The following is a 2,695-nucleotide window of genomic DNA, read 5'->3' as shown; positions in this document are numbered from 1 at the left end:
GATGAAAGGTAATTCCTGAAATGCCCGATTTGATAGCATTTTGGAACACCTCCAAACCAACACCATTTGGCGCAACAACTCCCATTCCTGTGATGACGACTCTATTCATGTTTACTTCCCACGAAGGTGGGAATCTCATTAATTAAATATTACAATTTAAATTCTATAAAGCTTTTATCCCTGGTTAAAACTATTTCCACGGAAAGCGGTCACTAGACTTTGAGTTTATATTAAAATATTATAGATTAAAACAAATCATTCATAAATGTAGTTTTGTTATTCTAAACTTCAAGATTCCTGCCTTCGCAGGAATCCATCATTCCCGAAATCCTTCCTCTGCATACCAAATCTCTTTTTTCATTATACATTTTCACTTTGCACTTCAACTTATTAAACCGAAACACTTCTTTTTCTGAAACAACGGTCACTTTTTCGCCAGGAAAAACCGGTAAATAAAAATCGATTTGACTTGAAGTCAATGCAATTTGTGGCTGAAAATTTTCAGAAATTTGATCTTTCATCAGATAAATCCCTAGGCAAACAACGCCTATTTGCGCCATACACTCGGTTAAAATAACACCGGGTGTTATTGGTTTATCCTTAAAATGTCCTTTATAAAAATATTCGGTTTTTTTAAAGATATAATGACCTGTGATGCCTTCATCAGAAACCACATCAAGGCCATCCACAAATTGAAATGGCGGTTGATATGGTAATAGATTGATGATTTGTTCTTTTGTCATTTTATTCAGAAACCTTTCAGGTTTTAAAAACCTGAAAGGTTGTTATTTTTTATGAAATATGTTCGCCACCATCTACAGGAATCACGCAACCATTAATCCAGGTTGCCTCATCTTTACTCAACAGATAAACCGCATTGGCCACATCTTCTGGCGTCGTCAGGCGTTTAAAGGGGTTTCTCTGCCATGAATGGGCTTTAAGTTGTTCGCTGCCTGGAATCATTCGTAAAGAGGCCGTGTCCGTCACGCCAGCCTGAATGCAGTTGGCACGAATTCCGAAGGGCGCAAATTCCAAGGCAATATTTCGCGTAATCGCTTCCAATGTTACTTTTGCTGCAGAAACTGCCGCATAATTTTTCCAGGCTTTGGTATTTCCCTCACTCGTAAAACTTATAATTCGTGCATCTTCAGCAAACAAATTTGAATTGAAAATTGCTTGCGTCCAGTCGTATAAACTGATGGCCATGGCGTTGATCGTCAAATTGAAATCGTCCGTGTTTAAAATGGGCAGATTTTCTGAAAGCATCGGTTTTAAATTGCCTTTGGCGACACTGTGAACCAAAGTGCGAATTCGGCCATTTTCTCCTAAAATCACTTTTAATTCTGAAAGCATTTCATTGCGTTTTTCCACTTTAAATGCATCTGCATTGAATGCTTTAAATTGCACCCCAGTTTTACGAATGCTATCAAATTCCATTTCGATAGCTTCTTGTTGCGCTCTCGGATTGCGATGGACAATACAGATATTCATGCCATGTTGCGCCAACTTTTTAGCCGTTGACAAACCCAAACCACTAGAGCCACCCAAAATGAGCGCCCAATAATTTTTATCCTCAAATTCCTTAGTCATCATATTTCCCACGTCAGTGAAACTCACATTAGTTACCATTTTAATAAAATGCGTTGTGCTGAAAATCCAGGTCCGAAGCTCAACATCAATCCGATATCGCCTCCAGGCAGATTTTTATCCATAAAACGTTCTAGCACATAAAGCACCGTAGCACTACTCATGTTGCCATACAATTTAAGCACTTCTTTGGTATCTTCAATATTTTTTCCCAAGGAACCGAACAAGTCTTCAACGGTTTGAACAATTTTTTTCCCTCCCGGATGAAAAATAAGATGATCAACATCTTCAATAGTCATTTGATTACGCTCTAAAAATGGGCGGACAATTTGTGGAAAATGACTCGAAATAGTTTCGGGAACCGCTTTGTCCAAAATCATTTGTAAACCGGTATTAACCAATTTAAAACCCATCATTTGTTCGGCGTCATAAAAATGGTACATGGCTTCATCAAGGATTTCTGGGCCTTCTTCATCTTCATAAGACGACAAAATCACGCTAGCCGCACCATCACCAAAAATTGCGGCACTTACAATGTTGGCCATAGAATAATCATCGAGTTGAAAAGTTGCGGTGGGCGATTCTACTGCAATAACTGCTGCACGTTTATTTGGGTTTGCCTTTAAAAAATTCTTAGCATAAATAATTCCCGAAACGCCAGCGGCACAGCCCATTTCAGTGACTGGCAAACGCACAATATCCTGGCGCATTTTTAATTTATTGATGAGATAAGCATCTAAAGATGGAATCATAATCCCAGTGCAACTTACTGTGATGATGTAGTCAATATCAGTAGGCTGAAGCTTTGCTTTTTCTAAAGATTTCAAGAGCGCTTGTTCGCCCAACTTGATGACTTCGCGAACATAAATATCATTTTTTTCTTGAAAGGAACTATTTAAAAAAACTTCCTCAGCATCCATAATAGAGTAACGGCGATCCACACCAGCATTCTCAAACAATTTGATCACTTTCCGTTGAAAGCGTTCTTCCTGCCCGGTTAACCACAAATTCAAATACGGAATAATATCCTTGGTTTCTCGAGTGTATTTTGGTAATTGCTTGGCGACTGTTATTATTTTTACTTTCATGTTTTGACACTAATTTCACT

4 protein-coding genes are annotated in these 2,695 nt (G+C 38.3%); all 4 read right to left on the bottom strand.

What is annotated here, in order from left to right; translation table 11 throughout:
- A partial coding sequence (locus ABIQ28_RS00740; protein WP_348034835.1) for a beta-ketoacyl synthase N-terminal-like domain-containing protein occupies positions 1-109 on the bottom strand: 109 nt, incomplete at its 3' end.
- A gap of 172 nt (positions 110-281) precedes the next feature.
- Entirely contained in the window at positions 282-743 is a 462-nt protein-coding gene (locus tag ABIQ28_RS00735; protein ID WP_348034833.1) for a hydroxymyristoyl-ACP dehydratase, read from the bottom strand.
- 49 nt (positions 744-792) lie between these two features.
- Positions 793-1,590: an SDR family oxidoreductase gene (locus tag ABIQ28_RS00730; RefSeq protein ID WP_348034834.1), complete on the bottom strand. Its 798-nt coding sequence runs from the start codon at positions 1,588-1,590 to the stop codon at positions 793-795.
- A 32-nt stretch (positions 1,591-1,622) separates the two neighbouring features.
- Positions 1,623-2,675: a type III polyketide synthase gene (locus ABIQ28_RS00725; protein WP_348034832.1), complete on the bottom strand. Its 1,053-nt coding sequence runs from the start codon at positions 2,673-2,675 to the stop codon at positions 1,623-1,625.
- Between the last annotated feature and the right edge of the window lie 20 nt (positions 2,676-2,695).

Origin of the sequence: Gelidibacter sp. (assembly GCF_039916245.1) — a bacterium.
Lineage (GTDB): Bacteria > Bacteroidota > Bacteroidia > Flavobacteriales > Flavobacteriaceae > Gelidibacter.
The sequence above is the reverse complement of the archived record's forward strand: the minus strand, read 5'-3'. Positions and strand labels throughout refer to the sequence as shown.